General features: G+C 68.8%; 24 protein-coding genes and 1 pseudogene. 9 read left to right on the forward strand and 16 right to left on the reverse strand.

Annotated elements, in window-relative coordinates; translation table 11 throughout:
* Positions 1–30: 30 nt before the first annotated feature.
* Positions 31–696: a hypothetical protein gene (locus A5713_RS03690; protein WP_068092725.1), complete on the reverse strand. Its 666-nt coding sequence runs from the start codon at positions 694–696 to the stop codon at positions 31–33.
* 87 nt (positions 697–783) lie between these two features.
* Here A5713_RS03690 and A5713_RS03695 point away from each other — a divergent pair, with 87 nt between their 5' ends.
* Positions 784–1794: an NADP-dependent oxidoreductase gene (locus A5713_RS03695; RefSeq protein ID WP_068092591.1), complete on the forward strand. Its 1011-nt coding sequence runs from the start codon at positions 784–786 to the stop codon at positions 1792–1794.
* A gap of 157 nt (positions 1795–1951) precedes the next feature.
* Here A5713_RS03695 and A5713_RS03700 read toward each other — a convergent pair whose 3' ends face one another.
* The gene (locus A5713_RS03700) at positions 1952–2599 is read right to left on the reverse strand and encodes a heme-binding protein (protein ID WP_068092596.1); all 648 of its coding nucleotides are present in this window, start codon (positions 2597–2599) and stop codon (positions 1952–1954) included.
* A gap of 326 nt (positions 2600–2925) precedes the next feature.
* Between A5713_RS03700 and A5713_RS03705 the strand changes: the two genes are divergently transcribed.
* Positions 2926–3180 carry a hypothetical protein gene (locus tag A5713_RS03705; RefSeq protein ID WP_067926656.1) on the forward strand — a complete coding sequence of 85 codons (255 nt, stop codon included), beginning with the start codon at positions 2926–2928 and terminating at the stop codon, positions 3178–3180.
* A gap of 87 nt (positions 3181–3267) precedes the next feature.
* On the opposite strand, the gene A5713_RS03710 is transcribed toward A5713_RS03705, so the two are convergent.
* From A5713_RS03710 to A5713_RS03720, 3 genes are read right to left on the reverse strand one after another with little or no spacing between them, the layout of a single operon-like run.
* On the reverse strand, positions 3268–3678 hold the full coding sequence (locus A5713_RS03710) for a VOC family protein (RefSeq protein WP_067926653.1): 411 nt from the start codon (positions 3676–3678) through the stop codon (positions 3268–3270).
* A gap of 4 nt (positions 3679–3682) precedes the next feature.
* Complete coding sequence (locus tag A5713_RS03715) at positions 3683–4132, reverse strand: helix-turn-helix transcriptional regulator (protein ID WP_067926650.1); 450 nt, start codon at positions 4130–4132, stop codon at positions 3683–3685.
* Between the two features lie 9 nt (positions 4133–4141).
* The gene (locus tag A5713_RS03720; protein ID WP_068092599.1) at positions 4142–5044 is read right to left on the reverse strand and encodes an NAD(P)-dependent oxidoreductase; all 903 of its coding nucleotides are present in this window, start codon (positions 5042–5044) and stop codon (positions 4142–4144) included.
* A gap of 187 nt (positions 5045–5231) precedes the next feature.
* Here A5713_RS03720 and A5713_RS28640 point away from each other — a divergent pair, with 187 nt between their 5' ends.
* A complete protein-coding gene (locus A5713_RS28640) occupies positions 5232–5948 on the forward strand; it encodes a PE domain-containing protein (RefSeq protein ID WP_068092603.1) in 717 nt (238 codons plus the stop codon).
* A gap of 20 nt (positions 5949–5968) precedes the next feature.
* Here A5713_RS28640 and A5713_RS03730 read toward each other — a convergent pair whose 3' ends face one another.
* On the reverse strand, positions 5969–7153 hold the full coding sequence (locus A5713_RS03730; protein ID WP_068092606.1) for an acyl-CoA dehydrogenase family protein: 1185 nt from the start codon (positions 7151–7153) through the stop codon (positions 5969–5971).
* Positions 7154–7298: 145 nt separating this feature from the next.
* On the opposite strand from A5713_RS03730, the gene A5713_RS03735 reads away from it, so the two are divergent.
* Positions 7299–7682, forward strand: a complete 384-nt coding sequence (locus tag A5713_RS03735; protein WP_067926638.1) for an NYN domain-containing protein — start codon at positions 7299–7301, stop codon at positions 7680–7682.
* Between the two features lie 12 nt (positions 7683–7694).
* On the opposite strand, the gene tpx is transcribed toward A5713_RS03735, so the two are convergent.
* Positions 7695–8189, reverse strand: a complete 495-nt coding sequence (tpx, locus tag A5713_RS03740; protein WP_067926635.1) for a thiol peroxidase — start codon at positions 8187–8189, stop codon at positions 7695–7697.
* Between the two features lie 109 nt (positions 8190–8298).
* Between tpx and A5713_RS03745 the strand changes: the two genes are divergently transcribed.
* A complete protein-coding gene (locus A5713_RS03745) occupies positions 8299–9249 on the forward strand; it encodes a GlxA family transcriptional regulator (protein WP_068092609.1) in 951 nt (316 codons plus the stop codon).
* Positions 9250–9281: 32 nt separating this feature from the next.
* Entirely contained in the window at positions 9282–9995 is a 714-nt protein-coding gene (locus A5713_RS03750; RefSeq protein WP_068092611.1) for a DJ-1/PfpI family protein, read from the forward strand.
* Between the two features lie 11 nt (positions 9996–10006).
* Here the strand turns inward: A5713_RS03750 and A5713_RS03755 are convergent, their stop codons facing one another.
* Positions 10007–10483, reverse strand: coding sequence for a nuclear transport factor 2 family protein (locus tag A5713_RS03755; RefSeq protein WP_067926627.1), 477 nt, complete (start codon positions 10481–10483; stop codon positions 10007–10009).
* A gap of 58 nt (positions 10484–10541) precedes the next feature.
* Here A5713_RS03755 and A5713_RS03760 point away from each other — a divergent pair, with 58 nt between their 5' ends.
* A complete protein-coding gene (locus A5713_RS03760; RefSeq protein ID WP_068092614.1) occupies positions 10542–11312 on the forward strand; it encodes an SDR family oxidoreductase in 771 nt (256 codons plus the stop codon).
* A gap of 46 nt (positions 11313–11358) precedes the next feature.
* On the opposite strand, the gene A5713_RS03765 is transcribed toward A5713_RS03760, so the two are convergent.
* A complete protein-coding gene (locus A5713_RS03765) occupies positions 11359–12030 on the reverse strand; it encodes a hypothetical protein (protein WP_068092615.1) in 672 nt (223 codons plus the stop codon).
* Positions 12031–12136: 106 nt separating this feature from the next.
* On the opposite strand from A5713_RS03765, the gene A5713_RS03770 reads away from it, so the two are divergent.
* Positions 12137–12985 carry a bile acid:sodium symporter family protein gene (locus A5713_RS03770; RefSeq protein WP_231980246.1) on the forward strand — a complete coding sequence of 283 codons (849 nt, stop codon included), beginning with the start codon at positions 12137–12139 and terminating at the stop codon, positions 12983–12985.
* A gap of 12 nt (positions 12986–12997) precedes the next feature.
* Here the strand turns inward: A5713_RS03770 and A5713_RS03775 are convergent, their stop codons facing one another.
* The 7 genes and pseudogenes from A5713_RS03775 to A5713_RS03805 form a co-directional block, all read right to left on the reverse strand.
* Positions 12998–13669 carry a GAP family protein gene (locus A5713_RS03775; RefSeq protein ID WP_068092728.1) on the reverse strand — a complete coding sequence of 224 codons (672 nt, stop codon included), beginning with the start codon at positions 13667–13669 and terminating at the stop codon, positions 12998–13000.
* An 8-nt stretch (positions 13670–13677) separates the two neighbouring features.
* Positions 13678–16005, reverse strand: coding sequence for an arylsulfatase (locus A5713_RS03780; protein WP_068092620.1), 2328 nt, complete (start codon positions 16003–16005; stop codon positions 13678–13680).
* Positions 16006–16099: 94 nt separating this feature from the next.
* Positions 16100–17332: a serine hydrolase domain-containing protein gene (locus A5713_RS03785; RefSeq protein ID WP_068092624.1), complete on the reverse strand. Its 1233-nt coding sequence runs from the start codon at positions 17330–17332 to the stop codon at positions 16100–16102.
* A gap of 76 nt (positions 17333–17408) precedes the next feature.
* A complete protein-coding gene (locus A5713_RS03790) occupies positions 17409–19244 on the reverse strand; it encodes a fatty acyl-AMP ligase (protein ID WP_068092730.1) in 1836 nt (611 codons plus the stop codon).
* Positions 19245–19490: 246 nt separating this feature from the next.
* Positions 19491–19778 (reverse strand): annotated as a pseudogene (locus tag A5713_RS03795) (redoxin domain-containing protein); the annotation flags it as partial.
* Positions 19778–20200 (reverse strand): DUF3052 domain-containing protein, encoded by a 423-nt coding sequence (locus tag A5713_RS03800; protein WP_067921490.1) that lies wholly within the window; start codon positions 20198–20200, stop codon positions 19778–19780. The gene A5713_RS03800 and the pseudogene A5713_RS03795, both read right to left, overlap by 1 nt.
* Before the next feature lie 106 nt (positions 20201–20306).
* On the reverse strand, positions 20307–20888 hold the full coding sequence (locus tag A5713_RS03805; protein WP_068092627.1) for a hypothetical protein: 582 nt from the start codon (positions 20886–20888) through the stop codon (positions 20307–20309).
* A 182-nt stretch (positions 20889–21070) separates the two neighbouring features.
* On the opposite strand from A5713_RS03805, the gene aceE reads away from it, so the two are divergent.
* A complete protein-coding gene (gene aceE / locus A5713_RS03810; protein WP_068092628.1) occupies positions 21071–23860 on the forward strand; it encodes a pyruvate dehydrogenase (acetyl-transferring), homodimeric type in 2790 nt (929 codons plus the stop codon).
* Positions 23861–23930 lie beyond the last annotated feature (70 nt).

Here is a 23930-nt window from a genome sequence, read left to right on the forward strand (position 1 = left end):
CGTTGCGTTATAGCAGCGTCGCCGCCGGTTTTACTGGCCGGCCTTGCTCCCCGCGAGCCAGGCGCCGGCCACCGCCCGGGTCTGCGGCGGCGGCAGCGCGGCGTTCGGTGCGCCGAGTTGACCGACCTTGACCGTCCACACCGCCGATGAGCGGTCGATGCAGCTCCCGGCGCCCTGGCTGGGCAGCCACAGCACCGCGAGGTTGGCGTGCGGGTCGCCGCAGCCGTAAACGCCGACGTAGCCATCGGCGCGTCCGCCCCATGCGCCGCCGTTGCGCAGCAGGCAGTGGGTTCCGTCGTCCAGGGTCAGTGCGAACGGGTCGGGCGTCGCGCTCGGCCGGACGGGCGGAAGCGGGCCGCTGTAGCTGACCCGATGCAGACGCTGCTGCCAGGGATCGTCCACACACAACAGCGATCCGGGCGTCGACGGCCAGCAGGTGCCCGCGCCGGCCGCGCTGGGCGAGCAGTAATAGACGTCGTCGGCCACCGCCGACGGCGACGCGGTGCTGCAGTCGTCGACGACGACGACGTTGCCCTCCGGAGGCGACTCCTTGTAGCCGTTGATCGGTTGGCCGGCGGGGCCGACGGCCACCGTGGTGATCACCTGCGTCGGCGGCGGATCGGCGATTGCGACACCGGGCTGCGCGGACACGGTCAACGCCACCACCGCGACCGGCGCCAGGACAAGTTGTGGCATCGCCTTCATCGAATCCACCTCCGGGTCGAGCGACGTCCCTTTTACGCAGGGTAGAACGCGCAGGCGTGCGGAGGGTACCGTGCGCTAATGACCGGACGAAACCGTCGTTTCCTGCTGCGCGAACGGCCTGTCGGACGCATCGGCCCCGGCACATTCGAGCTGACCGAAGAGGCGATCCCCGAACTCGGCGACGGCGAGGCGCTGGTGCGGGTCGACTGGATCTCGCTGGACCCGACGAACCGCACGTGGATCAACGACACCCCGTCCTACCTGCCTCCGGTGGGCATCGGCGAGGTCATGCGAGCGGGCGCCCTCGGCGAGGTCGTCGCGTCGAAGAGTTCCACCTACGCCGTCGGTCAGCAGGTGCAAGGGCTGCTCGGCTGGCAGGAGTACGCGGTCGTCTCGGATACGTCGCTGATCAATCCCGTCCAGGTCGCGCAAGGCATTTCGCCGAGCGCCTACCTGGGCGCGCTGGGGATGACCGGCCTCACAGCGTGGATCGGGATTCGCGATATCGGCAAGCCGCAGCCCGGCGAGACCGTCGTCGTCTCCGCGGCGGCCGGTGCGGTCGGCTCGGTCGCCGGTCAGCTCGCCAAGGCCGCGGGGGCGCGTGTCGTCGGAATCGCCGGAGGGCCCGAGAAGTGCGCGCTGCTCACCGACCGGCTGGGCTTCGACGCGGCGGTCGACCACCGCGCCGACGACTGGGCCGCCCAACTGGCCGCGGCGACACCCGACGGCATCGACGTCGACTTCGAGAACGTCGGCGGCGAGCTCATGGACGCGATCTTCGCGCGCCTCAACATCGGCGCCCGCGTCGCGCTCTGCGGCCTGATCTCCGGTTACAACGCGGAGGATCCCCCGCCGGGTCCGCGTGCGTTCGGGAACCTCCTCATCCAGCGCGCCACCCTGCGCGGCTTCATCGTCCTCGACCACTTCGGGCGCGCGGCGGAGGCCATCAGCGAGATCGCCGGCCTGATCGAGGCGGGAAAGCTCACTCCGCTCGAGACGGTCGTCGAGGGGTTCGAGCAGCTGCCGACGGCGATCAACATGCTGTTCGACGGCAAGAACGTCGGCAAGCTGGTGGTCAAGGTCGGCTGATACTCAGCCGAATTCGAGGAGGGCGTAGACCCCGCGGAAGGGCGTTATCGGCGGGAACGGAACGATGACAATCCGCCGGCCCACACCAGGATGCCGAGCGGCGCGATACGGATTCCCGCCATCACAAGGAACGGGCCGATGTGCCGTCCCATTCGGGCTAGCCCGGCGCGGACGCCGGATCGATGGGAATTGCGATCTCGTTGCGCCGGCGCATCGGCACCGTCCAGGGCGGGTCGTAGAACCAGGCCTCGGGATCGCCGGCCTGTTGAATCCCGCTGTCCTGCAACATCTTCAGGAGTTCCTTCGTGCGCAAGGCGACCGCCTTAGGGCTGCGGTCACCGCTGAATCGCAGCACCGCGACGGTGGCGGGCGGCACCTCCACGAGGCGGACCTGATCATCGTTGGGCGCGGGAAGGGTTTCCGTCGTCCACTTCGCGGGCATGAAGAACCGGATCGTCCAGCCGGTCTCGCCGCCCGCGGACTGGACGACGGGCGCGGTCATCGCGATCTGCTGGCCGCCCCCGCGCGACTGCTGGCTGACGGGGGTCGTCATCGAGATTGATCGTTTGCCCCGGTTGCCGCCGAATATGTAGCCCGCCAACCGCCGGAATCCGACGTCACGAGCGCGATTTTCGTCGGCGTCGACCGTCGTCTCGGCGGCGATCCGCGGACCGTAGCGGCGGATCTCGACGGCGCCCGTCAGTGGCTCGCGCGTGTACGCCGGCTCCTCGGTGCCGACCCGGATGCCGCCCACCGCCAGGACCGATTCGGCCACCTGCTCGGCGAGCTTGATGGGGTTCATCATCGGACCGTTTCCTTTCTCGATTCAAGCAGCGGCAAGGCTGACCAACGGCGTCGCGAACGCACACCAGAGCGGACACCCTGCGAGCGGGTCCGAGATGCGAGCCGCGAGGGGTGACCGTTCATCTGGATTCACCCACCTGTTGCCGGTGGTCCGCAAGTGAGGTTATTCCCCAACAGCGGTGTCGCCCGACTCTTGTCTTTTGGCGCGAACCAATGGTGACGCAAGCGGTCGGGCGGCGAGTTTTGGGATCGGTAGCCGGTTCTCGCGTCTGTACTTGGCGCAACGACGACGCCAATCCGGCGGCGCCCCACGAAAGGAAGTCAGAAATGAAGATCGTCCCGGCCGGCATTGAAGAGCAGATCAATCGGGTGGACCGGCAGCGCAGCCTATACATCGGCCTCAGCGCCGGGGCGGTCGCGCTGTGGAGCGCCTTCCGCTTGATCTGGGCCCTCTACATCGGGATGACGTTCGGCTGGTTCCTGGGATCGATGGTGTTCCAGCTCGTGCTGTGGGGCGTGATCGGTGCCGTCGCGGGGATCGCGGCGTTCGGGTTCCTGACTCGCTACGCCAAGGGATCTTGACCCGGGTTCAGCGCAGGCGAAAGTTCCGAACCTTTTGGGGGTTCGGAACTTTCGCGGTTGCGCGCCCGGCTCGAGCCACGGGACTCGTCAGCGCAGTTCTTGGATGCGGATCAGGTTGCCCGCCGGATCGCGGACGGCGCAGTCACGCATTCCGTAGGGCTGGTCCGTCGGCTCCTGCACGATCTCCACGTCGTTGCCCTGCAGATGCTCGAAGGTCCGATCGAGGTCCTTTGTCGCCAAGAGCAACGTGGCGTAGCTGCCCTTGGCCATCATTTCGGCGATGGTGCGGCGCTCGCTTTCGGTGATGCCTGGGTTGGCGGCCGGCGGGTTCAGCACGATCGACGTGTCGGGCTGGTTCGGTGGTCCGACGGTAATCCAGCGCATCTTGCCCTTTCCGACGTCAAGGCGGACTTCGAAGCCGAGGGTGTCGCGGTAGAACGCGAGCGAGGATTCCGGGTCGTCGTGCGGCAAGAAGCTCGAGTGGATCGTGATGTCCATGCGGTCAGGCTAAGCGCGGCCCGCTGACCGATGCTTCTCGATTCCTGATCGGTCTGGTCACCTGTTGGGCCACGCATGGGGGCATGCCGGCCAACGTGTCCTCCGCCTGGCGCCGGTAAGTGCTCGGCGGCACCCCGACCAGTTCGGTGAAACGAGTGCTGAACGTGCCCAACGAGGAGCACCCGACGGCGAAACACACCCCAGTGACGCTGAGGTCACCGCGCCGCAGCAGCGCCATCGCCCGCTCGATGCGCCGCGTCATCAGATAGGAATAGGGCGACTCGCCGTACGCCCGGCGGAACTCGCGGCTCAGGTGGCCGGCGGACATGTGCACGTCACGGGCCAGCCCGTCCACGTCCAGCGGCCGCGCGTACTCCCGATCGATCCGGTCGCGGACGCGGCGGAGCAATGCGAGGTTCCGCAGCCGCTGCACATCATCGGCTCGTTGGCGCACGCGGGCTTCCTACGCGCCGACCAACTCTGGGTGGAACTTGGCCGCCATGCGGCGCAGGCCGTCACGCCAGTCAACCGCGGTGCCGCCGATGAGCTCGTGCATCCGTGTGCTGTCGGTGGGGTTGCCGCGGAGCGCCTGGTCGCTCACCTCGAAGACCGGCTCCTTGCCCACCAGTGAACCCAGGTAGCCGCACCACTCCTGGATGCTGACCGTTTGACCGCCGCACCAGTTGACCGTGGTCGCCGGTACGGCGGCCACCTCCAGCAGCTTGGGAATGGTCGCGATGATGTCGTCCTCGTGAATCGGGTTGTAGCGTGCGGGTGCCCCGGGTGGGACCGGGATCGGGATGCCCGCCAGCATCATCTCCATGTGGTAGAACGGCCATCCGCCGTTGTCCCCGTAGGGAACGTTGAGCCGCGCGATGGTGGTGGGCACTCCGAGGGCCCGGGCCATGGACCGGGCGACCACTTCCCCGGCGATCTTGGAGATGGAGTAGGTGGGGAACAAAGGCTTGTGGTTGTCGCCCAGGGCGGCACCCTCGGTCCGGGGATCGTCGTCGGGCGGGTCGTAGACGGCGGCGGACGAGCAGTGCAGAAACGCCTTCGCGTCGCGGCAGTGCGCCATGAGCAGGCCCACCGACTCCGCGTTGGCCGCGAGGTCCTTGTCCCAGTTCCCGCTCTTGGCCACCGCGAGGTTGAGGACGTACTCGAAATCATTTGGCAGATCGCTGAACTCACCGGCCGCCAAGTTGACCGTCTGGCAGTGGACGCCCGACTTTTCCAGACCCTCGCGTGCCGCTGGGTCGGTGAAGCGGGCGATGCCCCACACCTCGTTGTCGGTCGCGAGTGCCCGCGCAATCGGGGTCGCGATTTGTCCGGTCGGGCCGGTGATCAGGATCTTCGAGCCGCGCATGCGCTGATAGTAGGCGACGTTAGGAGCGGGCCGACGATTTCGGGCTTTCGGGCGGCGTGCTCGCGCGGTTCGGGCCCGCCTGAAAGTGTGGGCAGCACCCTATCGGCGCCTCTAGAATTGATCTCATCGTCCAGCGCAGCTGGTCCCGACGTATCGGCGCTCATCGCTCGCACAGGAGCACACGCACATGGAACCGCTGTCACACGACCCCGCCGCGGGAGCCATCGGGTTGCAGGTGGTGGCGCTCGCCACCCAAGGTTTGGCCTCCGGCGCGGCCGCGACGGGACCGGTGACCGCGTTGGCTCCCGCCGGCGCCGACGAGGTCTCGATGCTGGCCGTCGCGGCATTCGCCGCCGAGGGCACCGCCATGCTGGCCCTCAACACCGCAGCCCAGGAAGAGATCGCCCGGACGGGCACGGCGTTCACCGACATCGCCCAGATGTACGCCCAGGTCGACGGGGAGACGGCGGGCACTTTGCACTCGGCCGGCGGCCGGATCGCCGGCCAGACTTTCGTGGGGCCCGCGGGCGGCGGTGGACTGCTGCGCGCGGAGATGCTGCCGGGGGCGGGCGGCTCGGCCCCCCGCACGCCGCCACTGGCCAACCTGGTCGCGGGAGGTCCGGTCGCCGGCCCGGCGCCGACGGTGCCGGCCGCCTCGCCGACGGTGCCGGCCGCCTCGCCCACGGTGCCGAGCACGGCCCCGGCGATGCCCGCCGCGGTCAATGCCGCGTCGACGTTGCTGGGCGCCGGTGCGGCGCCCCTGAGCTCGTTCAGCTCACTGGGCCAGGGGGCGTCGGCCGGTGGGGCCGGCGGGCCGGGCCTGGCCTCGTCGCTTGCCGGCAATACCGACGAAGGCAAGCGCGACGAGCCGGGCGAGCAACAGCCGGGTGAACGCCTGGTCTAGGCGCCGGCAGGGTCAGGGAGTCACAACCCCGGCTGGTCGTCGATGATGCCGAGCCAGATCTGCGCGACATCGATGGCAACCTTTTCGCTGATGAAGGCGTGCTGCGTGCCGGTGTAGATGTCCCGAAAGGCGCGCTCCAGCCGGCTGCCCTCCCGGATGGACGTGGTGCCGGCGACCAGGTGCGCCCACTCGGCACAGCTTCTGGCCGTGTCGGTCGCGTACACCGCCGCCACCCGCATGTCCGCGCGCAGGGCGGGTGTCAGCTCCTCGCCCGATGCGACCGCGGCCTCGGCCGTGGTGAACGCGTCGAGCACCAGCAGACGCGCGGCGCGCCAGGCCGCGCGGTGGTGCGCCAGCCCCTTCTGGAAGGTGGGTCGGCTGGCCAGCGACGCCATGTCGCTCATCCGGAACTTCGTCGCGGCCAGCTCCTGGACGTCGTCGAGCATGCTTTTCGCCACGCCGAGTGCCCAGGACGCGTGGCCGGCGGCGGTGACCGGCATCAGCCCCATCCGGGTGGCGGGTGCGGCGCCGCGATGGGGTTGGCGGGTGAACAGCTCAAAGGTGCGGCTCGCCGGCACGAACACCTCCTGGGCGCTGTAGTCGTAGGACCCGGTTCCCTTGAGCCCCTGCACGAACCAGCCGTCGTTGAAGTTGATCTGATCCCGGGGGATCACCGCGACCCGCATCTCGGGGAAGCCGTCACTGATCCAGCGCATTTCGCCGTTGTCCATCGGCAAGAACCCCGCAGCGATGTACTGCGAGTGACCGGTGCCCGAGCCGAAGTTCCACGACCCGCTCACCAGGTAACCGCCATCGACGGCGGCCCCTTGACCGTTGGGAAAGAACTGGCCGCCCATGGTGACGCGGTTGTCGTGCGCCGTGAACACCTCGGCGAAACCCTCGTCGGGCAGGTACGCCGCCGCCGCGAACGACGAAGGCAGGTTGGCGATCCCGATCCAGCCGAAAGAGCCGTCCTGCCAAGCCATTTCGATCCAGGTTTCGATCATCTCGGTGAACGACGGTTCGACACCTCCGGCCGCGCCCGGGTTGAACGCGGACATGAGCCCGGTTGCCCACATCTCGTCGACGATCGCCGGGGTGAGGGTGCGCATCCGCTCGGATTCGGCGGCCTCGGCGCGCACCAGTTCGCGCATTCCCCGGGCCAGCGACACGACCCGGTCATCGGTCTCGGCTATCGACGTCATTCACCTGTCCCATCATTGCGACGGCATCAGCGGAAACTGATATCGGTGACCGTATCAACCGCTCAACGTCCAAGAACGGAAATGGCGCGCTACGGAATTCGCGGCCGCCGGCGGTGCGGCGAAACGTCGCCCTACCCTAGGGGTCGTGCGGTGGATTGTGGACGGCATGAATGTGATCGGGAGCCGCCCTGACGGTTGGTGGAAGGACCGCGGCGGCGCCATGGTCGCGCTGGCGGACCGACTCGACCGATGGGCAGCCGCCCAAGGAGACGACGTGACCGTCGTCTTCGAACGGCCGCCGTCGACCGCCATTCCCGCGTTGGTGATCGAGATCGCCTACGCGCCCAGGGCGGCTGCGAACTCGGCGGACGACGAGATCGTCCGCCGGGTCCGAGCCGACCCCCGACCGCACGACATTCGGGTGGTGACGTCCGACAAAGGGCTCAGCGACCGCGTGCTGAGCCTGGGCGCCTCGGTCCACCCCGCGGCCAGCTTCCGTGAGCTCATCGACCCACGGGCCGAACGTTAGCCGCGATCGGGCCTAGCCCGCCGCGGCCAGCGCCGCGTCGTAATTCGGCTCCTGGGCGATCTCCGGGACCAGCTCGGTGTAGGCGACCTTGCCGTCGGCGCCGACCACCACGATGGCCCGGGCGAGCAGACCCGCCATCGGTCCGTCGTTGATGGTGACGCCGTAGTCCTCGCCGAAGTTGCTGCGGAACGCCGAAGCCGTCTTGACGTTGTCGATGCCCTCGGCGCCACAGAAGCGGGCGAACGCGAACGGCAGGTCCTTCGACACGCACACCACAGTGGCGCCGCTGGCGGCGGCGCGCTCGTTGAAGGTCCGGACGCTGGTCGCGCACACCGGTGTGTCCACCGACGGGAAGATGTTGAGCACCACGGCCTTACCGCCGAGCTGGTCGCTACTGACCGCCCCCAGGTCGCCGCCCGTCAGGCTGAAGGCCGGTGCCGGAGATCCGACGGCAGGCAGTTCGCCGACGGTGTTGATCGGGTTTCCACGCAAGGTTATCTGTGCCATGGCGACAGTCTGCCAAGCCCGTCGTGACGGCTCTGGGCCAGGTCCCATGTCCTAATTGGTGGGATACACGGCGTAGACGCCATGCCGGGCGTGCCCAACACTTAATCCCATGGCTCGCAAAGTGGTCATCGTCGGCTATCCCGGCGTGCAGGCGCTCGACGTGGTGGGTCCGCACGACGTCTTCACCGGCGCGGCGCTGCTCACCGAGGGCGGATACGACGTCGTCGTCGCCTCCCCCGACGGGCAGGCCGTCACCACCCCGACCGGACTCGCGTTCGTCGCCGCGCCGCTGCCAGAACCCGGCGAGTGCATCGACACCTTGGTGCTGCCCGGCGGCGGCGGTGTCGACGCGGCCCGGTCGAATGCCGAGCTGATCGGCTGGATCAAGGCCGTCGCCTCAAGCGCCCGTCGCGTGGTCACGGTCTGCACGGGCGCGTTTCTGGCGGCCGAGGCGGGGCTGCTGGACGGGCAACGGGCTACCACTCATTGGGCCTTCGCCGGGCGGCTGGCCCGCGAATTCCCCGCGATCGACGTCGACGCGGATCCGATTTTCCTGCGCAGCTCGAAGACCGTGTGGACGGCGGCCGGTGTCACGGCGGGGATCGATCTGGCGCTCTCGCTGGTGGAGGACGACCACGGCACCGAAGTCGCGCAGACCGTCGCCCGCTGGCTGGTGCTCTACCTGCGGCGCCCCGGCGGGCAGACGCAGTTCGCGGCGCCGGTGTGGATGCCGCGGGCCAAACGCCATTCGATCCGCGCCGTCCAGGAGGCGATCGAGGCGGAGCCTGGCGGTGAGCACGGCATCGACCGGCTCGCCCGTCGGGCGGCGATGAGCCCGCGTCACTTCACCCGGGTGTTCACCGCCGAGGTCGGCGAGGCGCCCGGCCAGTACGTCGAGCGGATCCGGACCGAAGCCGCGCGCCGGCAGTTGGAGGAGACCGACGACACCGTCGTCACGATCGCCGCCCGATGCGGTTTCGGCACCGCGGAAACCATGCGGCGCAACTTCCTTCGCCGGGTCGGTATCCCGCCCGATCAATACCGCAAGGCCTTCGCCTGAAAGCGACGCCTGAAACCGAGAGGACGACACCCATGACCCAGATCGCGATCGTGAGCTATCCGGGATTCACCGCGCTGGACATGATCGGACCGTACGAGGTGCTGCGCAACCTGCAGGACGCCGAAGTGCGGTTCGTCTGGCACCAGCCGGGGCCGATCACCGCTGACTCCGGCGTGCTGGTGCTCGGGGCCACCCATTCGCTGGCCGAAACCCCTTCGCCCGACGTCATTCTCGTGCCGGGTGGCCCGTCCACACCGGTGCATGCCCGTGACGAGGCGCTGCTGGACTGGCTGCGGCAGGCCCACCGGACCGCCCGATGGACGACGTCGGTGTGCTCCGGGTCGGTGATCCTGGCGGCGGCCGGCCTCCTCGCAGGCCGCCGCGCCACGTCGCACTGGCTGACGGTCCCGGCGTTGAAGGCGTTCGGCGCCGTCCCGGTGGGCGATGAACGAGTCGTGCTGCAGGACAACGTGATCACCAGCGCCGGGGTGTCGGCGGGACTCGACCTGGCGCTGTGGCTGGCCGGCGAAATCGGTGGCGAAGGCCGCGCAAAGGCGATCCAGTTGGCCATCGAATACGACCCCCACCCGCCGTTCGACTCCGGCCATCTGTCGAAGGCGTCGGCGACGACGAAGGCCGCCGCGATCGCGCTACTGTCCAGGGACAGCGTGAAGCCGGCCAACCTGAAGGCCGCCACCATGCTGGCCTGGGAGCAGGCATTGGGCGCCGTCCGGTCGCGGCGGTGAGCTGACGACCGCTAGGCCTGGGGCTGCAGGATCTCGGTTGACTCGAGCCGGCCGCCGGCCTGCAGCCAGGCGGCCACCACGCCGGGCGCGTCCCGGTTGGGGTTGTAAATGTCCTCTTCGCTGGAGAACAAGCCGTTGCCGGCGTAGACCAGCCGGGTCCAGTTCGGGAACCAGAAGGGCTCGCCGTCGGGATCTGTCGGGTGGTCCAGAAGATTCTTGATCATCACGACGACGGCGTCGTTGTCCTCGTCATAGGCAGTCCAGTCGGATGGAAATCGCATGTGCGGGAACGGCGCCATGACGGCGACGATCCAGTCCCGCACGGCTTCACGGCCGTGAAACACCCCGTAGTGATGTTCTGTGTAGACGACATCCTCGGTGAAGAGATCGGCGAAAGGTCGCCAGTCGCCCGAGGCGCTGCACCCCTCCACCACCCGCGTGTAGTTCTCGACGGCTTGCTCGATTTCGGCCCTGGTGAATTTGCCCATGGCGGACACACTAGAACGTGTTTCCGTTACAGGTAGCTCTCTGGATAAGGGATATCGCATGAACGTCTTGAAGTTGTTCGATCTGCGCGGCAAACGGGCGTTGGTCACCGGGGCATCCAGCGGCATCGGCAAGAAGGTGGCCCAGGCCTACCTGCAAGCGGGGGCTGACGTGGCCATCGCGGCGCGGCGTGCCGAGAGCCTGGAGCAGGTCGCCCGGGAGATCGCGGCGGACGGTGAGGGCAGGGTGGTGCCCATCCCCTGCGACGTGACCCAGCCCGACCAGGTGACCGCGATGCTGGAACGGGTGACCGCGGAGTTGGGCGGCGTCGACATCGCGGTCTGCAACGCCGGCATCATCACCGTGACTCCGATGCTCGGCATGTCCCCCGAAGAGTTCGAACGGATCCAAAGCACCAATGTCACAGGCGTTTTCCTCACCGCGCAGGCGGCGGCACGGGCTATGGTCCGGCAGGGTCTCGGCGGCAGCATCATCACCACGGCCTCGATGTCCGGCCACATCATCAACATCCCGCAGCAGGTGGGTCACTACTGCACGTCGAAAGCGGCGGTGATCCACCTGACCAAGGCCATGGCCGTGGAGTTGGCGCCGCACAACATCCGGGTCAACAGCGTCAGCCCGGGCTACATCCTCACCGAACTCGTGGAGCCGCTGACCGAATACCACCGCGAGTGGGAGCCGAAGATACCGCTCGGGCGGATCGGCCGCCCCGAAGAACTCACGGGCCTGTACCTCTACCTGGCCGGCGAGGCTTCCAGCTACATGACCGGTTCCGACATCGTGATCGACGGCGGATACACCTGCCCATAGGTCAGGCGACTCGGATGCGCCGGCCGAAGCGGGCCCGGCGTCGCGGTCACCCCTCCAGCTCCCCGGAGACCCCCCGCTCGATCCCGGCTTGTGTGGTGGCCGGCAAGACGATGAGGCCGTCGAGTTCCCGGCGTGCCAAATCGTACGCGCGCCCGCGTTCCTGCGGTGTCGCCGCGGGATCCGAAGCCACCCGTAGCAGGTTCTGAGCCCGCGCAATCCGCTGCTGGTCGGCTCCGGAGAAGTCACTGCGACGCCTGCGCATCGCCTCTGTCTCGGCGGCGTTGAAGGCCGTCACGTAATCCTCGACGGCCTGCCGGTATTGCGCGGCGGCGTCGCGGTCGTCGAGCAGGTCTTCGGCTTTGACGGGGCGCAGGAAGTCGGCTCGCAGCTTGGCTTTGTGGAAGGCCAGCGTGAGCGGATCGCGCATGTCGGTCATGAGCGGGAAGTCGAGGAGCTTGGCGGCGTCGAGCTCATACGCGAGCCATCGCGCGTCGGTGCGGCCGTGCTCGTCGAGGACGCGGCGCAGCGACCGCCACCGTGCGACGTGATCGTCGCCGGTCCGCGGTGGCTCGGCCCGCGGTGTTTCGGCGTGGTCCGCACGCGGCGGTGGCTCCGCCTGTCGGCGGTTGGCCTCGAACGCGCGCACCGCCGCGACGGTCGCACCCGCCAGGGGCAGGATCACGATCAACAGCTCCGCCAACCGGATGAGCACACCCACACGGCCAGGATGCCACCCCGGGGCCATCCGGCGCGGCCTCCCGTGGTGGTACTCGGCCATCTCGGCACCGCTCCGAGGCCGGCGTGGCAGGCTGGCCGGTGTGACCATGGCCGACGCGGCGCGCATAGCCTTCCAGGTCAGCCTCTTCGTGGTGATCCTCGGTTACGGGTTGACCGCGCGGTTCGCCGACGTCGCGTACGTGTTGCGCCTACCGGATCTGTTGGCTCGCTCGTTGCTGGCCGTCATGGTCGCCGCGCCGGTCATTGCCGGTGTGCTGGTGGGGGTGCTCGACCTGCGCCCCCAGGTCGCCATCGCGCTTGTCACCCTGGCGATTTCACCGTTGCCGCCGCTGCTGCCGCGGCGCGGCGAAAAGGCGGGCGGGCGCGCTCAATACGGGCTAGGCCTCGTCCTGGTGCTCGCCGTCCTCGCGGTTCCGGTGATCTCGGTGGCCGCGCCACTGATCGGGCGGATGTTCGGCCGCCAGTATGTCGCAAGCCCCTGGGCGATCGCGGAACTGATGCTGATGTCCGTGGTGGCGCCGCTCTCCGCGGGAATGGCGATCCGGACGCGGTGGCCGGCCGTCGCGGCGCGCATCGGGGGACCGATCGACCGCGTGCAGCGGTGGGCTCTGCCGGTGGCCATGGTCGTCCTCCTGATCGGCGCCGCGCCGAGCATGTGGAAACTCCTGGGCGAATCGACGCTAGTGGCGATGGTGTTGTTCGTGGGCGGCACGGTCGTCGTCGGACATGTGCTCGGCGGCCCCGAACGAGAGTCATCGGCGATGCTGGCATTCGCCAGCAGCTGCCGGCACCCGGCGACGGCGTTGACGATCGCGTCGGCGAACTTTCCCAACGCGGACGAACACGGGGCGGTCGCGCTCTACGGGCTGATCACCGCCGCGGTGGGTGCGGTCTACACGTTTTGGATTCGACGGCGCGCGGTGACGCCGCCCTGACTGGCGGGCCAGCTACAGAATCCCGAAGCCGCGCAGGGCTTTGATCGCGAACCAGGTACCGAAGACCACGCTCACCACGATCACGATCGGCCGGTCGTGTCCTTGCAGCCAGCCCAAGACCCTGTCCAGCAGGGCGCGCGATCGGTCAGGGAAAACCGCTGCCACGACGACGATGAGGAGATTCACGCTCGCGGCGAGCGCCACGAAGAGAACGTAGGAACCGACATTGGCGGGCCGGCTCAAATTCGCGGTGCCGATCACGCTGATGGCCCCGAGCGTGAAGACCCAGGCTTTCACCGACACGGCGATGACCCCGGCGCCGATGAAGAACGCTTTGGCGGGCGTGGCCGACGTCAGCATGGTCATCCACTTCGGCGGTGGCGCGTCGGGATCGTCGTCCGTCAGCAGCTCCCGCGCCGCGGTGACCAGCAGCAGCAGTGCCACCACCAACAGCGCGGTGGCAGCGATCCAGTGGTGTGGGCGGTCCGGGTCGGCGCTGCGCGCTCCCCAATGCAGGATGGTGCCGAAGATGAGGCCTTGCAGCAGGCGCGTACTGATGTGCCCCGCAACCCAGGCGCCGGCCGACCGCACGCGCGACGGGGTCCCCAGCAGCATGATCGTGATGACGACTTCGATCGGCTCCAGTGCACAACCGAGGAGCAGCGGGACAAGGCCGCTCCACATCGCAAGCACTATTGCGCCCCGAGCGCGGCGCGCATCTCCGCCTCGGCGATCGCCGCGGCCAGATCGGTGGGATGCGGGTGCACGGTGGCGTCGATGCGGTCGATTCGGCCGGTGAACCGGAAATCGTGCCCGTAGGGCGCGACCGGGGAGCCGGTGTCGGTGCCCACGTCCAATGTCTCGCCGCTCATCGAGAAGCGGAACGGGACCGTGCGTTCGACGCGGCCGCCTGCCGCGGTGATGTCGTTGACACGCAGCGACACCGAGGCGCCTTTGCCCAGACCGCCGCCGTCGTACTCGAACGAAAGGCCCAGTGCGACAGGGCCTTCCGGCAGCGGCTCGGCCGCCGCGATGGTCGTGAGCTCATGACCCAGGTAGTTGTAGGCGAAGCGGGGAATGCCGTGCTCCAAGTACAAGCTCCACCCGGCCATCGCGCCCCCGATGCAGATGACCACGCCCTGAGCGCCCCCCACCGGAATGGTCAGCTGCGCCCGCAAATCGAACGAGGTGCTGGCGTAGCTCAATGTCACGGGTTCGGGGATGCGCACCTGCCCGGCGTAGTAGGTGATCGAGGTGCGCTCGGCCAGCAGGCTCGGCCGGTTTGCGGGAAAGGCACGGGCCAGCGTCGCGTCGCTGAGCGGATAGACGTCGTATTTCCGCGCCTCGGCATCGAACACGGCCTGCAGCTCCGCGAGCTTGTCGGGCCGTTGCGCGGCCAGGTCGATGCCCTGGCTGAAATCGTCGGTCAGGTGGTAGAGCTCCCAGCGTTCGGTGTCGCCGAACGGGGTGGCGCGCTGGGCGCGGACCCAGGGCAGTCGACCGTGAAAACACGAGGCGATCCAACCATCGTGGTACACAGCGCGATTGCCGAAGATCTCGAAATACTGCGTGGTCCGCCGACCTGCTGCGGCGGGGTCGTCGAACGAGTACCGCATGCTGACACCCTCGATCGGCTTCTGTTCGACGCCGTTGACACACGTGGGCATGTCGATGCCGGCGGCTTCCAGGATCGTCGGCACGATGTCGATGACGTGGTGGAACTGGCTGCGCTGCTCCCCCGCCGCCGCGATGCCCCGCGGCCATGAGATCGCCAGTCCATTGCGGGTTCCCCCGAAGTGGGAAGCCACTTGTTTCATCCACTGAAACGGTGCGTCGAGCGCCCAGGCCCAGCCCACGTTGTAGTGGTTTTCGCAGCGGGGCGTGCCGAAGTCGGCGATGTGGGCCAGCAACCACTCGGGATCCTCGGGCATGCCGTTCTGGAAGGCCGGTGAGCTCCACGCGCCGTGCAGCGTCCCTTCCGCGGACGCACCGTTGTCGCCGCACAGGTAGATGAACAACGTGTTCTCCCAATGACCTAACGCGTCGACGGCGTCGATCACCCGTGCGACCTGGGCATCGGTGTGGGCCAAAAACCCGGCGTAGACCTCCATCAACCGCCGGGCCACCGGCTTGTAGCGGTCGTCGTAGTCCGCCCACGCGGGTATCTGCTCGGGTCGCGGCGTCAACCCGGTGCCGGCGGGGATGATGCCCATTTCCAGCTGGCGGGCGTAGATGCTTTCCCGAAGGGCATCCCAGCCGTCATCGAATCGGCCGGCGAAGCGGTCCGACCATTCCGGCCACACCTGGTGGGGGCTGTGGGTGGCGCCGGGCGCGAAGTACAGGAAGAACGGCTTGTCCGGCGCGGACGTCTTCTGCAGCCGGATCCAGTCGATCGCCTTGTCGGCGAGGTCTTCGGTCAGGTGGTAGTCGTCCCGTCCCAGGTACGGCTCGACGGGCGTGGTCTGGTCGTAGAGCGCGGGTTCGTACTGCGAGGTGTCCCCGCCCAGAAATCCGTAGAAACGTTCGAACCCGAGCCCGGTCGGCCAGCGGTCGAACGGGCCGGCGGGCCCGATCTCCCAGATCGGGGTGAAGTGCGCTTTGCCGAACAGCGCCGTGCTGTAGCCGTTCATCCGCAGCACCTGGGCGACGGTGGCGGTGCTCTGCGGTATCACGCTGTCGTAACCCGGGAATCCGTAGGCGATCTCGCAGATGGTGCCCATGTGCGCGCTGTGGTGATTGCGACCGGTCAGCAGGGCGGCGCGCGTCGGTGAGCACAGCGCGGTCGTGTGGAATTGGTTGTAGCGCAACCCGGCGCCCGCGACGCGGTCCAGTGCGGGTGTCGGCACCGGCCCACCGAAGGTCGACGCGGCGCCGAACCCGACATCGTCGAGCAACACCACGACGATGTTGGGCGCGCCGGCGGGTGGGGAGACGATCGACGGTCTTACCGGCGTGGAGTCGGCCGCCGACGGGTTGAGGTCCCCGCCGAATCGTGTGTCCCCGCGGGGCTGGTCGACCATGGCGCCTCCTGGTGCTGGTGCAGCGGATCTCCCGGCTGTCCCCCAGGCAACTCGGCAGCCTCACCGTAGCGGACGGGAAGGCTCTCCACCGGCCTCACGTCTGCGGTCGCACGCCGAATACATCGCGAAACAGCGCCTGCCGCAGTGCGAGTTCACGCGGGTCGCTCCACAGGTGAAAACCCAGCCGATTCATCACGTAGGCGAACCCGACGCCGGTGTCCGGGTCGGCGCAGCCGAACGAGCCGCCGAAGCCGGGAGTGCCGAAGGCCTTGTCCGAGGAGCCGAAGGCGAAGTGCGGCACCGGTTTACAGAATCCGAGCGAATATGCCACGTCCACGTTCATGACCTTGTCGCGAGCGCCCCGGCTCGGGGCGTGCGCCGGCGCCGTCAGCGCCTCGAGGGTGTCCCCGCCGACGCCCAGTTCGGCTCCCCCGGTGGCCGCGCTGCCGTAGAGCCGCGCGACCGCCCGGGCGGTGCCGATGCCGTTGGCCGACGGGATCTCGACCCTGCGCACCTCGTCGCGGTTGTAATCGCCGTTGAACGCATTGACGCCGCGCGGGACCCCGATGGTGCGCGCGGTCAGGCCGACCGGATTGAGCGAGGCGCCGACGAATCCGGGCGGCATCACGTTCAGATGCAGCAGCGTCTCCGCGCGCGCCCAGTTATGGACGTGCGCCACCCGCTCGCGATCGACCGAATCCGGCAGCCCGATGTGCAGGTCCAGTCCCAGCGGCCGGACGACTTCGTCGGCCATGAAGCGGCCCAGCGTGCGGCCGGCCGGGTCGGTCCGGCGGATCAGCTCGGATTCGTACCAGCCGAGCGTGATCGCGTGGTAGCCGTGCCGCGTCCCGGGACGCCACGCCGGTACCTGCGCCGCGAGGATCGGCGAGAGCCTGGCGGGGTCCGCGACGTCGGCCAGCGTGGGCTTCGGTTTGAGCGCGCACAGCCCGGCCTGATGCCCGAGGAGTTGCCGGACGGTCACCTCGTCCTTGCCCGCCTGCGCGAATTCCGGCCAGTACTCGGCCACCCGGGCGTCATAGGAGATGAGCCCCCGGGACACCGCCACGGCCACGACCAGGGCGGCGACCCCTTTGGTCGTGGAGAACATGTTGACCATGGTGTCGGGCCGCCAGGGCTCCCTGGCCGACCCGTTTCGATAGCCGCCCCACAAGTCGACGACCTTGACCCCGTCCCGGTAGACCGCGACGGCTGCGCCAACTTCCGCGCCGTCGCGGAAACTGGCGCGGAAGGCGTCGGCAACCTTTCCGTAGCCGGTGTCGACGTCGCCACAAATCCGATCCGCCGGCACCGCAACCTTGAGCACCATCGTTCGCCTCCGCAAGGGAGACTAAGTCAACCGCGCCGCGAGGGCCCCGCTTTTCGGCCGTCCCGCCGCGGCGGGGTCAGTGGCTGCCCAGGCTGCCGCTCAGGTATTGGGAGCGGCAGGCCCGGCGCGCCAGCTTGCCGCTGGTGGTGCGTGGAATGGCGCCGGCCGGCAGGAAACGCACGTCGGCCACGGGCAGCCCGTGGCGGCGCGAGACCGCGGCACGGATCGCCGCGATCGCCGGCTGCGGGTCGGCGCGGCTGGTGCCCGCCGCCCGCTCGGCGACGATCACCAGCTGTTGACCGGTGCCCTCGGCCGGCACTGCGAAGGCGGTCACGTACCCGCGCCGTACGAGCGGGGACGCTTCGGCGACGGTCGCCTCGATGTCTTGCGGGTAGTGGTTGAGGCCGTCGACGCTGACCATGTCGGCGATCCGGCCCGTGACGTACAGCTCGCCGTCGAGGTGGGTGCCCAGGTCGCCGGTCCGCAGCCACGAGCGTTCGACGCTTGCCCCCTCGGCGTGGCTGCCCGCGGCGAGCCGCGACTGCAGCCGGGCGCCGAACGCGCGCCGGGTGTCGTCGGGCAGCCCCCAGTAGCCCCGGCCGACGTTGTTGCCCTGTATCCAGATCTCGCCGATATGGCCGTCGGGCAGCTCGGTCCCGCTGTCCGGGTCGACGATGACGGCCCATTCGCTGCGGCCGACCTGACCGCAGGAGACCTGCGCGACCGCTCCCGGGGCGTCCGCAGCGACCCGCACCGCGCGACCGGCGCCCAGCTCGTCACGGTCGAAATAGGCGGCGGTCGCCTGGGCGTCGGGGGCGATGGTCGCGACGAACAGGGTGGCCTCGGCGATGCCGTACGACGGCTTGAACGCCGTGGGCTTCAACCCGTACGGGGCGAACGCCTTGTTGAAGGTGGTGATCGCGTCGATGCTGACCGGTTCGGAACCGATGATCAGCACCACGTTGCTCAGGTCGACGTCCTCACCCGGGGCGGGCAGACCCCGCTGGGCCGCCCATTCGTAGGCGAAGTTCGGCGCCGCCGTGACGGCGCGGCCCGCCTGGGCGGACAAGGCCTTGATCCAGCGCTGCGGCCTGCGGACGAACGCGGCGGGCGACATCAGTGTCGAGTGTCCCCCGTACACCGCCGGGAAGCCGATCATCGACAGGCCCATGTCGTGGTAGAGCGGCAACCAGCTCACCCCGTGGGTGTCGCGGTCGAGCAGGTCGATCGAAAGGATCATCTGCACCAGGTTGGTGCCGACGGCTCGGTGCGTGACCTCCACGCCCACCGGGGGCCGGGTCGAACCCGACGTGTACTGCAGGTGGGAGACGTCGTCATGACGTAACTCGGTGGGGGCGAAGGATCCCCGCTCCGAGTCGGGGATCTCGTCGATGACGATGACTCGCGGCCGCTGCAGTTGCGGAAGGGTGCTCAGAAAATCCTCGACCGCGCCCCGCGCCGCCGCCGTCGTCAACACGACCGTCGGCTCAGAGTCGCGCAGCGCGGTATCGAGACGTTCCGCATGCCCGGGCAACTCCGGTGCGAACAGCGGCACGGCGATGGTTCCGGCCTTGATCGCCGCGTAGAAACCCATCACATAGTCGAGGCTCTGCGGCGCCAGCACCGCGACGCGCTCACCGCGGCTCGCCGCCTGTTGCACGCGCGCGCCGATGGCTTCCAACCGGACCCCGAACTGCTTCCACGTCACCTCTTCGACCAGCCCGTCGGCCGATCGGCTGTAGTCCAGGAACCGGTACGCCACGGCGTCACCGACATTCGCGATGTTGCGATCGATCAGCGAGATCAGCGTGACGTCCGGCGGCGGCATGACGTTGCCGTCGGCGTCCAGGCAGTCCTCGATCTCGAGCAGGCCGGGGCCACCCTCGGCGTGCCGGCGCAAACCGAATTCCATGCAATTACTGTAGGCAAGCCCACGCCGCACCTGGCCCGCCGCGACGGTGATCATCCGCACTCCGCCCGTGAAGGACGTTCGCGGGGAACCGCATTCGGGCCGGTTCCTGGCGGTCGCGCTTTCGGGCCGCGGCGCGCGGCCGGCGAACCCCACCCGGGAGACGCAAGGCGTGGGCGGTAGCCTACGCGCGAGCGACACGCAGGGTCGTCGATGAATGCAGGCGGGGGTTGGTCATGTCAGGCAGGACGGCCAGAAGTCCGACAACACCGGAAAGGTGAACCCGCTCTCCAGCGACCAGATCCGGTGCGTGGGCGGCGGACCCACGGAGATGGCCAGCACCGCGCTGTCGTCGTTCTCGAAGTCGGGCAGGTGATCGCGCAGCTGATCCAGCTCGCCCTGGCAGATGCCGGTGAAGGCGAGCGGGAAGAACACCAGCAAGACGTTCTTGGCGCCGCGGTAGGTGCTCAGGGTGACCCGCTGTTGGTTCTGGTCGCGCAGTGTGAAGTCCGGGGCGGTGGCGCCGACGGGCAGCATCAACGCTTCCCGGTTCGGGACTTCGGCTGCACCAGTCGGCTGGCGCTCCAATCGCCCAAGTTCACCGACGAGGTCGGCATCAGGCCGGCGGTGGGCGCGGCCTCGGCGATCTCGGCCGGCAGCACGTGGCCGGGCTTGCCGGTCTTGGGCGTCAGCACCCAGATCACGCCGTCCTCGGCCAGCGGGCTGATCGCATCCATCAGGGTGTCCACCAGGTCGCCGTCCCCGTCACGCCACCACAGCAGCACGACGTCGACCACCTCGTCGGTGTCCTCATCGAGCAAATCACCGCCGCACGCTTCCTCGACGTCAGCGCGGATCTCGTCGTCGGTGTCCTCGTCCCAGCCCCATTCCTGGACAACTTGGTCTCGTTGGATGCCCAGTTTGCGGGCGTAGCCCGGGGCGTGATCCGCCGCGACCACCGTGGAGCCTCCTTGCATCTCTCCGCAAGCCATCTGCGCGCTCTGCGATTGGGGATTATCGTCGCACAGCCACAACCCGGTCGTCACTCGCGCCTCACCAGGCGCCTCAGAAGGACGCCAGGCAGAGTTTCAGCGCCTTCGTCTTGGCGTCGTTAAGCCGGTCCACCCGCCGATTGAATTCCCCCGTCGGCGCGTGGGTGCCGATCGCGTTGGCCACGCCGCGGGCGGCGTCGATGTAGGCGTTGAACGCGTCCTTCAGCTGCTGGGACAGCGCGTCGTTGAAGCTGCTGCCCACGGTGTCGGCGCTGCTGTTCAGCGCGTCGATGGCCGGCCCTTCCGTGGGGCCGGTGCCGCGGCCCGCGTTGAAGGCGCCGACGAAGACGTTGACCTTGTCGATCGCGTCCTTGCTGGAGGTGGCCAGCGTGTCGCACGACGTGCGCACCGCCCGGGTGGTCAGCGACTGCTGCCGCTGCGACTCGCGCACGCGCGACGTCGCGGAGGAGGCCGACACCGACGCCGACACCGACTGGCGATAGGCCGGGGCCACCTGGGTGTCGGGGGTGGCCGTCCCGTTGGTGACGCTGGTACACCCCACGATCCCCATCAGCGTCGCCGCGATACATCCGAGCGCCAGAGCGCCTCGCCTGGGGAAGCTCCCCGCAGGGACGGCACGCCATCCGATGAGCACGCCCTGACGTTACCGGGTGCCTTTGCCGAAAGTCCCGCCACGCACGCGTTCGTGTCGGCCCGGTGAACCCGCGTCGGCTACCGGACGTCGGCTGGCCCCGCCACAGGCGGGTGCGGCACGATAGAGGGAGACGGTGCGCAGCACCCGAGGGCATATCCCCCGCCAACTACAGGAGCAGTGCGTTGACAACCGAGTTCGCGCGCCACGATCTGGCCAAATCCCCTAGCAGCGCAAGCGAACCCGACCGGGTTCGGGTGATCCGCGAAGGTGTCGCGTCGTACCTGCCCGACATCGACCCCGAAGAGACCTCGGAGTGGCTGGAGTCGTTCGACGACCTGCTGGAGCGCTCCGGGCCGGCGCGGGCGCGGTATCTGATGCTGCGACTGCTGGAACGGGCCGGCGAGCAGCGTGTCGCCATTCCGTCGCTGACGTCAACCGATTACGTCAACACCATCCCGACGGAGCTGGAGCCGTGGTTCCCCGGCGACGAGGACGTCGAACGGCGCTTCCGGGCGTGGATCCGGTGGAACGCCGCGATCATGGTGCACCGCGCCCAGCGGCCGGGAGTCGGCGTCGGTGGCCACATTTCGACCTACGCGTCGTCGGCGGCGCTCTACGAGGTCGGCTTCAACCACTTCTTCCGGGGCAAATCGCATCCCGGCGGCGGCGACCAGGTTTTCATCCAGGGCCACGCCTCGCCTGGGATCTATGCGCGCGCCTTCCTCGAGGGCCGGCTCAGCGAGGATCGGCTGGACGGCTTCCGCCAGGAACACAGCCACGCCGGGGGCGGGTTGCCGTCCTATCCGCACCCGCGGCTGATGCCCGACTTCTGGGAGTTCCCCACCGTCTCGATGGGGCTGGGCCCGCTCAACGCCATCTACCAGGCGCGGTTCAACCACTACCTGCACGACCGGGGCATCAAGGACACCTCCGACCAGCACGTGTGGTGTTTTCTGGGCGACGGCGAGATGGACGAGCCCGAGAGCCGGGGAATGTTGCACGTCGGGGCACTCGAGGGCCTGGACAACCTGACCTTCGTGATCAACTGCAACCTGCAGCGGCTCGACGGCCCGGTGCGCGGCAACGGCAAGATCATCCAGGAGCTGGAGTCGTTCTTCCGCGGGGCGGGCTGGAACGTCATCAAGGTGGTGTGGGGCCGCGAGTGGGACGCCCTGCTGCACGCCGACCGCGACGGCGCGCTGGTCAACCTGATGAACACCACCCCCGACGGCGACTACCAGACGTACAAGGCCAACGACGGCGCCTACGTGCGGGACCACTTCTTCGGCCGCGACCCGCGCACCAAGGCGCTGGTCGAGAACATGACCGACGCCGAGATCTGGAACCTCAAGCGCGGGGGCCACGACTACCGCAAGGTGTACGCCGCCTACCGGGCCGCCATCGACCACAAGGGCCAGCCGACGGTGATCCTGGCCAAGACCATCAAGGGCTATTCGCTGGGTGCGCACTTCCAGGGCCGCAACGCCACCCATCAGATGAAAAAGCTTGCGCTGGAAGACCTTAAGCACTTCCGGGACTCGATGCGGATCCCGATCAGCGACGCCCAGCTGGACGAGAATCCCTACCTGCCGCCCTACTACCACCCCGGTCCGGACGCGCCGGAGATCCGCTACATGCTCGACCGTCGCCGCACCCTGGGCGGCTTCCTGCCCGAGCGCCGCACCAAGGCCAAGGCGCTCAAGCTTCCCCCGCGTGACATTTACGCCCCGCTGAAGAAGGGGTCGGGCACCCAGGAGGTCGCCACCACCATGGCGACGGTGCGGACCTTCAAGGAAGTGTTGCGGGACAAGGAGGTTGGCCCGCGGATCGTGCCGATCATCCCCGACGAGGCGCGCACGTTCGGAATGGACTCGTGGTTCCCGTCGCTGAAGATCTACAACCGCCTGGGCCAGCTGTACACCGCCGTGGACGCCGAGCTGATGCTGGCCTACAAGGAGAGCGCAACCGGGCACATCCTGCACGAGGGCATCAGCGAGGCGGGTTCGGTGGGCTCGTTCATCGCGGCCGGCACCTCGTATGCCACCCACAACGAGCCGATGATCCCGATCTACATCTTCTATTCGATGTTCGGCTTCCAGCGCACCGGCGACGGACTGTGGGCCGCCGCCGACCAGATGGCCCGCGGCTTCCTGCTGGGGGCCACCGCGGGGCGCACCACGCTCACCGGCGAGGGTCTGCAGCACGCCGACGGCCACTCGCTGCTGCTGGCGAGCACCAATCCGGCGGTGGTGGCCTACGACCCGGCGTTCGCCTACGAGATCGCCTACATCGTCGAGAGCGGGCTGGCGCGGATGTTCGGCGACGACCCCGAGGACGTGTACTTCTACATCACGATCTACAACGAGCCGTACGTGCAGCCGCCGGAGCCGGAGCACTTCGATCCCGAGGGCGTGCTGCGCGGCATCTACCGCTACCGTCCCGCCACCGAACAGCGCGCGAACACGGCGCACATCCTGGCCTCCGGCGTGGCGATGCCGTCTGCGCTGCAGGCGGCCGAGATGCTGGCCGCCGAGTGGGACGTCGCCGCCGACGTCTGGTCGGTGACCAGCTGGGGCGAACTGAACCGCGACGGCGTGGCCGTCGAGAAGGCGAAGCTGCGCTACCCCGACCGGCCGGCCGGCACCGCCTACGTGACCCAGGCCCTGGCGAACGCCAGCGGCCCGGTGATCGCGGTCTCGGACTGGATGCGCGCCGTCCCGGAGCAGATCCGGCCGTGGGTGCCCAACACGTTCGTCACCCTGGGCACCGACGGTTTCGGTTTCTCCGACACCCGGCCCGCCGCCCGGCGCTACTTCAACACCGACGCCGAGTCGCAGGTGGTCGCGGTGCTGGAGGCGTTGGCGCGCGACGGCGAGATCGACCCCTCGGTTCCCGTCGCGGCCGCGCGCCAGTACAAGATCGACGACGTACAGGCCGCGCCCGAGCAGACGTCCGACCCCGGCGTGGCCTAGCGGGCCACCGCCTTCTGCCGAGCGTGATGCTACCTTCACGTTCGGCGCCGAGCGTGAAGCTACCTTCACG

Origin of the sequence: Mycobacterium sp. E2497 (genome assembly GCF_001668695.1) — a bacterium.
GTDB lineage: Bacteria > Actinomycetota > Actinomycetes > Mycobacteriales > Mycobacteriaceae > Mycobacterium.

Coding starts and splice junctions, on each gene's coding strand:
- A5713_RS03710 (WP_067926653.1), bottom strand. CDS start 3,678: ATGGACATCACGATCCACTCGAGCTTCTTGCCGCACGACGACCCGGAA.
- A5713_RS03770 (WP_231980246.1), top strand. CDS start 12,137: ATGGCCGACGCGGCGCGCATAGCCTTCCAGGTCAGCCTCTTCGTGGTG.
- A5713_RS03750 (WP_068092611.1), top strand. CDS start 9,282: ATGACCCAGATCGCGATCGTGAGCTATCCGGGATTCACCGCGCTGGAC.
- A5713_RS03785 (WP_068092624.1), bottom strand. CDS start 17,332: ATGGTGCTCAAGGTTGCGGTGCCGGCGGATCGGATTTGTGGCGACGTC.
- A5713_RS03700 (WP_068092596.1), bottom strand. CDS start 2,599: ATGATGAACCCCATCAAGCTCGCCGAGCAGGTGGCCGAATCGGTCCTG.
- A5713_RS28640 (WP_068092603.1), top strand. CDS start 5,232: ATGGAACCGCTGTCACACGACCCCGCCGCGGGAGCCATCGGGTTGCAG.
- A5713_RS03755 (WP_067926627.1), bottom strand. CDS start 10,483: ATGGGCAAATTCACCAGGGCCGAAATCGAGCAAGCCGTCGAGAACTAC.
- tpx (WP_067926635.1), bottom strand. CDS start 8,189: ATGGCACAGATAACCTTGCGTGGAAACCCGATCAACACCGTCGGCGAA.
- A5713_RS03780 (WP_068092620.1), bottom strand. CDS start 16,005: ATGGTCGACCAGCCCCGCGGGGACACACGATTCGGCGGGGACCTCAAC.
- A5713_RS03730 (WP_068092606.1), bottom strand. CDS start 7,153: ATGACGTCGATAGCCGAGACCGATGACCGGGTCGTGTCGCTGGCCCGG.
- A5713_RS03775 (WP_068092728.1), bottom strand. CDS start 13,669: ATGTGGAGCGGCCTTGTCCCGCTGCTCCTCGGTTGTGCACTGGAGCCG.
- A5713_RS03745 (WP_068092609.1), top strand. CDS start 8,299: ATGGCTCGCAAAGTGGTCATCGTCGGCTATCCCGGCGTGCAGGCGCTC.
- A5713_RS03720 (WP_068092599.1), bottom strand. CDS start 5,044: ATGCGCGGCTCGAAGATCCTGATCACCGGCCCGACCGGACAAATCGCG.
- A5713_RS03690 (WP_068092725.1), bottom strand. CDS start 696: ATGCCACAACTTGTCCTGGCGCCGGTCGCGGTGGTGGCGTTGACCGTG.
- A5713_RS03695 (WP_068092591.1), top strand. CDS start 784: ATGACCGGACGAAACCGTCGTTTCCTGCTGCGCGAACGGCCTGTCGGA.
- A5713_RS03705 (WP_067926656.1), top strand. CDS start 2,926: ATGAAGATCGTCCCGGCCGGCATTGAAGAGCAGATCAATCGGGTGGAC.
- A5713_RS03760 (WP_068092614.1), top strand. CDS start 10,542: ATGAACGTCTTGAAGTTGTTCGATCTGCGCGGCAAACGGGCGTTGGTC.
- A5713_RS03790 (WP_068092730.1), bottom strand. CDS start 19,244: ATGGAATTCGGTTTGCGCCGGCACGCCGAGGGTGGCCCCGGCCTGCTC.